Here is a 6,330-nt window from a genome sequence, read left to right on the forward strand (position 1 = left end):
CACCCCCATCATCACCCACCGCATCGGCATCGACGATTTCCGCGAGGGGTTCGAGGCCATGCGATCCGGCAATTCCGGCAAGGTGGTCATGGACTGGTAAGGCACAAAGCCTCGTACGATCAATGAGGCAAGAGAATGCGCCTCATTGATCGTACGAGGCTCTAATTCACCACCTCATGCGGATAGACGCCCCACAGGGCCGTCTGCGCCACATAGCCGGTGAGGCGCGGCTTTTGCACGGCCGCCGTACACCAGCTTCCGCCGCAGCTTTCGATCTTTACGAGCACGCCCGGCTGCATGCTGGCGGTGACGGCAGCATTCGGGGAGGGACGGTTTCGCAAGGCAGCACCCTGTTTCAGCCATGGCGCGATCATGGCGGTGCGCTGGCCCGATAACAGCGCCGCGTGCATCCAGCCGGACGATCCGTCGTGGTCGCGCACCAGCCGCCAGTTGCCCCATTCCTCGATCAGTTCCAGCGGCAGCCCTGCGACCATATAGACGAAACGCACGGCGTAATCGGTGGAGGGGCCGACGCGCATGCGCGCCTTCTCGCTCTTCAGCGACACGAAACGCGGCAGTTTCAGGCCGGTAACACGGCCGGTGTTGCGGCTGCCGCTGCTCTCAGCCACCGGCACCGGCGCGGGCGCGGGCTGGTGCGCGGACGAGGCCTCAGCCGGGTGCGCCGTCGCGGCGAAAGCGGCAACGGCCATCATCGCCGCCTTCATCCGCCCCGTCTCCCGGCTATCGCCGCTGCCCGGCACGCCCTCACTGGCACGCGCTTGCCCGTTGCAGAGCGGCGGTGATGCCATTCAGCGAAAAGTTATAGTGGGTGCTGGTGCCGCGGCTGGAGGTTGCCTCGAGCGTCAGCACCGATCCGGATTTCATGGCGGCGACCAGCGCATTGTCGCGGTTTTCGCGGCTCGACCAGGCGACGTTTCCGCGCGGCGTCATGGCAAAGGCTTCGTTGCCGACCCTGGCGGTGACTTCCGACCCCTCCTTGAGGCCGTAGCCCATCTGGGCTTGCGGCATGTAGCCGCCAGCGCCCTTCGGCGCGACCAGCAGGAAATTGTTGCCGTGATTGACCTCGGCCGGCTGCATCTGGCGCGGCATGGTGAGCGCGTAGCAGGCGGTCTGGCCGTTGTTGTCGTAGGAATAAACACCCCAATGGCCAAAGGTCTGGACCATCACCGGCTGCGCGTTTGCAGGCAGGATGGTGATGGCAAGGGCCAGGGCGGCGAGGATATGTCGGTTCAGGGACATCTGATCTCCGTCTTTGAAGGGGAATGGGCTGACCGGCAGGCGGCCGTGCCGTGTTAGTCAACCGTCCGAAAGTTATCAGAAGGTAAACAGGAGGCTGCTGCGAGCCCGCCTGCACCCGGCCGGACTGTGCCGGATCGGCACATCAGCCGGTGCCTGCAAGGGTATTACAGGATGTGGGGCTGCAGGATCACAAGGCGTTCACGTTTGTGTTAGGTGGCTTCCCATGCGCGCCCGCGCGTGGCAATCGGGGGCCTTCGACAAGCTGATGAGGTTCAAGATTGACTGATTTGAATGTGTCCCGCCGAACCTTCCTTCAGGCGGGCGGCGCTTTTGCAGCGCTCGGCCTGACCGGCTGCGCCACCACCGCCCGTCCGGTCGCGGTGGCCGAACCCGTCGTGCTGAACCCGGCCGAAAGCCTGATGTACGGCGCGCGCCCCGACGAGCTGTTTCCGTTGCCGGCCATTCCCTATCAGAGGATCCCGTCGCGCTTCCGCCGCCAGTGGGTCGACAACATAACCGGCGAGCGTCCCGGCACGCTGGTCGTCGATACCGCCAATCATTTCCTCTACCTCACCTATGAGAATGGCAAGGCGATGCGCTATGGCGTCGGGCTTGGCCGCGCCGGGTTTGAATGGGCGGGCCGCGGCGTCATCCAGTACAAGCGCAAATGGCCGCGCTGGACGCCACCCGATGAAATGGTGGCGCGCCGCCCCGATCTCGAACCCTACAGCATCGCCAATGGCGGCATGGATCCGGGCCTCACCAACCCGCTCGGGGCCCGCGCGCTCTACATTTTCAGCAATGGCGAAGACACGATCTACCGCATCCACGGTTCGCCGGAATGGTGGACGATCGGCAAATCGGTATCGTCGGGCTGCGTGCGCATGCTCAACCAGGATGTGATCGATCTGCACGACCGGGTGCCCAACCGCACCGAAATCCTGGTGACCGGCGGCGGGATGGTCTGACCGGACGCAGTCTTTCAGACGTCGATGACGGCCGGACCTTGACATCGCCGCCCGGCGCATCATCTCTCACAGCTGCAGACTTGGGAGGGTTTGATGATCTATTCGGGAAGCTGCCATTGCGGCGCCATCGCCTTTGAGGTTGAGGCGGAGATTACGCAGGCAATGGACTGCAACTGTTCGATGTGCAGGCGGCGCGGCGGTCTTCTCGCCTTCGTGCCGCGTGACAAGTTCAAGCTCACGACGCCGGCGTCGGCCGTCTCCACCTATCAATTCAACAGGCACGTCATTCAGCATCATTTCTGTGCCAACTGTGGAATTGCCCCCTATGCGGATGGCGAGAGCAAGACCGGTCCGATGGCCGCCGTCAATGTCCGTTGCCTGCCGGATGTCGATCTGGAAACCCTGACCATCACCAAGGTCGATGGGCGCAGTTTCTGAGGGCAACGAGGCGGTCTTGCGGGTTGAAGCCCCGGGACAGGTGCAAGCAGAGATTCCTTTGGCCCTTGTCTTTCCATCAACAGTTCCTACATTTCGGCCATGGACTTGAATCTTTGAAGCCTGAAGTCGGATTCAGTCTTTTTTGCCGATTTGAACGGTTTTTCACCGGAAATGCTTGACGGGACCGAAAATTGTGGGAATCACCATTTCTGATACAGTGAGTGAAATGGGTACGGCGGACAGATCCATTATGCAAGTGATGTCAAAACGGCGCTGCTGTCGCAGTCTGCCGGTTTAACTGCGGTGACTGCCGTGGTTAATCAGGAATTAAAGATCATCCCGTTACGTCAGGGGTAATGATTCGCGGTGGGAGCGATTGACGCACCCAAGCCTCGAGAGAGTTTTGCACCGCGCCCGCGCTGAGTGCTGTCCAAGGAAAGCGACGATATAAATGGCAACCAAAGTCAAAGAGAACGAAGAAGCAGAAGCCGAACGCGAAGGCGCACCCGACGGCCCGCTTCTTGACCTCTCGGATGACGCGGTCAAGAAGATGATCAAGGCCGCCAAGAAGCGCGGCTATGTGACCATGGACGAGCTGAACGAGGTTCTGCCGTCCGATCAGGTTGACCCCGACCGCATCGAAGACATCATGGCGATGCTCAGCGAAATGGGCATCAATGTCGTCGAGGACGAGGAAGCCGACGAGGGCACCGCGGCCGCTGAGGAAGAAGACAACGACGCCGATGGCGAGAGCGAGGGTGGCGAGCTTGCCCCGTCGAGCGGCACGGCGCTGGCAACCGCCAAGAAGAAAGAACCGACCGACCGTACCGACGATCCGGTGCGCATGTACCTGCGCGAAATGGGCTCGGTGGAGCTGTTGTCGCGCGAGGGCGAAATCGCCATTGCCAAGCGCATCGAGGCTGGCCGCGAAACGATGATCGCCGGCCTCTGTGAGAGCCCGTTGACGTTCCAGGCCATCATCATCTGGCGCGACGAACTCAACGAAGGCAATACGCTTTTGCGCGAGATCATCGATCTCGAAACCACCTATTCCGGTCCGGAAGCGAAGGCAGCACCGCAGTTCCAAAGTCCTGAAAAGATCGAGGCCGACCGCAAGGCCGCCGAGGAAAAGGAAAAGAACCGCAAGCCGCGCGCCGGCGACGACGACGTTACCAATGTCGGCGGCGAAGGCCTGCCGGCCGAGGAAGAGGAAGAGGACGACGACGAGTCCAACCTGTCGCTTGCCGCGATGGAAGCGGAACTGCGCCCGCAGGTCATGGAAACGCTCGACATCATCGCCGAGACCTACAAGAAGCTGCGCAAGCTGCAGGACCAGCAGGTCGAAGCCCGCCTGGCTGCGACCGGCACGCTGTCTCCCGCCCAGGAGCGCCGCTACAAGGAGTTGAAGGACGAGCTGATCACGGCTGTGAAGTCGCTGTCGCTCAACCAGAACCGCGTCGATAGCCTGGTCGAGCAGCTCTATGACATTTCCAAGCGCCTGATGCAGAACGAGGGCCGTCTGCTGCGGCTTGCCGAATCCTACGGCGTCAAGCGCGACAGTTTCCTGGAACAGTATTCCGGCGCCGAGCTTGATCCGAACTGGATGAAGTCGATCGCCAATCTGGCCGCCAAGGGCTGGAAGGAATTCGCCAAGAACGAAGGCACGATGATCCGCAACATTCGCGGCGAGATCCAGAATCTGGCCACGGAAACCGGCATTTCGATCTTCGAATTCCGCCGCATCGTCTCGATGGTTCAGAAGGGCGAGCGCGAAGCCCGCATCGCCAAGAAGGAAATGGTCGAGGCCAACCTTCGCCTCGTCATCTCGATCGCCAAGAAATACACCAATCGCGGCCTGCAGTTCCTCGACCTCATCCAGGAAGGCAATATCGGCCTGATGAAGGCGGTCGACAAGTTCGAATACCGCCGTGGTTACAAGTTCTCGACCTATGCCACATGGTGGATCCGGCAGGCGATCACCCGCTCGATCGCCGACCAGGCCCGTACGATCCGTATCCCCGTGCACATGATCGAGACGATCAACAAGATCGTGCGCACCTCGCGCCAGATGCTGCACGAGATCGGCCGCGAGCCGACCCCGGAAGAGCTGGCCGAAAAGCTGGCCATGCCGCTCGAAAAGGTCCGCAAGGTCCTGAAGATCGCCAAGGAGCCGATCTCGCTCGAAACCCCGGTGGGCGACGAAGAGGATTCGCATCTGGGCGATTTCATCGAGGACAAGAACGCACTTCTGCCGATCGACGCCGCCATCCAGGCAAACCTGCGCGAAACGACGACCCGCGTTCTCGCTTCGCTGACGCCGCGCGAGGAACGCGTTCTGCGCATGCGCTTCGGCATCGGCATGAACACCGACCACACGCTCGAAGAAGTCGGCCAGCAGTTCTCGGTCACCCGCGAACGTATCCGCCAGATCGAAGCCAAGGCGCTGCGCAAGCTCAAGCACCCCAGCCGCTCGCGCAAGCTGCGCAGCTTCCTGGACAGCTAGGCGGCCGCATCTGCGGAATGAAGATCAAACCCGGTCAGTGTTAGCTGGCCGGGTTTTTCGTTTGTGCAACCGGCATTTTCGTCCAGACAGGCGTTCCTGATCCGCGACACTTTTCCATGTCCTTGTTGCCTTGGCAGGTTTATACTTCAGGCCTTGGGCGATCTGGCGCAACGCTGCCTTGACGCTCGCGCTGCAGGAGGGGTTTTTATGACCACCTATGTCATGCTGATCAACTGGACGGAGCAGGGGGCAAGGAATGTCCGCGATACCCCCAAGCGGCTCGACGGCGCCAAGCAATTGCTGAAAGATATGGGCGGTTCGTTCACGGCGTTTTACCTGACCATGGGCGAATATGATATGGTGGCCGTCTGCGAAGCGCCGTATGATGCGGTGATGGCGCGGTTTGCCCTGTCGCTCGGCATGACCGGCAATGTGCGCACCCAGACCTTGAAGGCCTTCCCGGAAGCCGCCTACCGCGAACTTGTCAGTTCGCTGGGATAAGCGGCATTGCCGGTCCGCTGGGATCAGCGATAGTGCAGCCACGATAGAGCCCGCATAAGGAGCGCTCCATGTCCGAAAAGCCAATGTCCGAAAAGCCGATGAAAATCCCCGGTCCCGATCATCCGATCACCGTCACGCCCAATCCGGCACGCGTCATCGTGCGGCTGGGCGGCAAGGTCATTGCCGATAGCCAAAATGCTTTGACGCTGCGCGAGACCGCCTATCCGCCGGTGCAGTATATTCCCCGCACTGACGCCGATATGACGCTGCTCCAGCGCACGGACCAGGGCAGCTATTGCCCCTATAAGGGCGAGGCATCCTATTTCAGCATCAAAACCGACGGTGCCCGGCTCGACAATGCCGTCTGGTCCTACGAGGCGCCCTATGACGCGGTTGCCGGCATCAGGGATCATTGGCTTTCTATCCCGACCGCGTGGAGATTACGGTGGTTGACGGGCCGGAATGACCGAGCCTGCGACCGATCTCCCACTTCTTCCCAGCGGGGACCGTTGCATAATCGGCGAATTGACTGATGTGGCCGCAGGATAAGCGAGTTCTTGTGCCCTGGCTCAGTCTCCTGAGCAGGTTCTGGGCCGGTTAGGGGTGGTTTTTTCAGGTTTTGGGCGCAGTGCGGCCTTGGTCAGGCGGCCATTGTCACCC

The 6,330-nt window shown here is 61.3% G+C and carries 6 protein-coding genes and 1 pseudogene; 5 read left to right on the forward strand and 2 right to left on the reverse strand.

Annotated elements, in window-relative coordinates:
* Positions 1-161 precede the first annotated feature (161 nt).
* Both ASD32_RS24695 and ASD32_RS24700 read right to left on the reverse strand, forming a co-directional pair.
* Entirely contained in the window at positions 162-725 is a 564-nt protein-coding gene (locus ASD32_RS24695; RefSeq protein WP_060640698.1) for an SH3 domain-containing protein, read from the reverse strand.
* 40 nt (positions 726-765) lie between these two features.
* Positions 766-1,260 (reverse strand): invasion associated locus B family protein, encoded by a 495-nt coding sequence (locus ASD32_RS24700; RefSeq protein ID WP_082546924.1) that lies wholly within the window; start codon positions 1,258-1,260, stop codon positions 766-768.
* Positions 1,261-1,604: 344 nt separating this feature from the next.
* Between ASD32_RS24700 and ASD32_RS24705 the strand changes: the two genes are divergently transcribed.
* The 5 genes and pseudogenes from ASD32_RS24705 (at position 1,605) to ASD32_RS24725 (ending at position 6,136) form a co-directional block, all read left to right on the forward strand.
* Positions 1,605-2,228: a L,D-transpeptidase gene (locus ASD32_RS24705; protein ID WP_244490262.1), complete on the forward strand. Its 624-nt coding sequence runs from the start codon at positions 1,605-1,607 to the stop codon at positions 2,226-2,228.
* A 93-nt stretch (positions 2,229-2,321) separates the two neighbouring features.
* The gene (locus ASD32_RS24710) at positions 2,322-2,666 is read left to right on the forward strand and encodes a GFA family protein (RefSeq protein ID WP_060640701.1); all 345 of its coding nucleotides are present in this window, start codon (positions 2,322-2,324) and stop codon (positions 2,664-2,666) included.
* 451 nt (positions 2,667-3,117) lie between these two features.
* A complete protein-coding gene (gene rpoD / locus ASD32_RS24715; RefSeq protein ID WP_060640702.1) occupies positions 3,118-5,169 on the forward strand; it encodes an RNA polymerase sigma factor RpoD in 2,052 nt (683 codons plus the stop codon).
* Between the two features lie 207 nt (positions 5,170-5,376).
* Complete coding sequence (locus ASD32_RS24720) at positions 5,377-5,670, forward strand: GYD domain-containing protein (protein WP_060640703.1); 294 nt, start codon at positions 5,377-5,379, stop codon at positions 5,668-5,670.
* 83 nt (positions 5,671-5,753) lie between these two features.
* Positions 5,754-6,136: pseudogene (locus ASD32_RS24725) on the forward strand (DUF427 domain-containing protein).
* The last annotated feature ends 194 nt before the right edge of the window (positions 6,137-6,330 follow it).

The sequence above is a fragment of the Rhizobium sp. Root483D2 genome (assembly GCF_001426685.1).
Taxonomy (GTDB): Bacteria; Pseudomonadota; Alphaproteobacteria; order Rhizobiales; family Rhizobiaceae; genus Pararhizobium; species Pararhizobium qamdonense.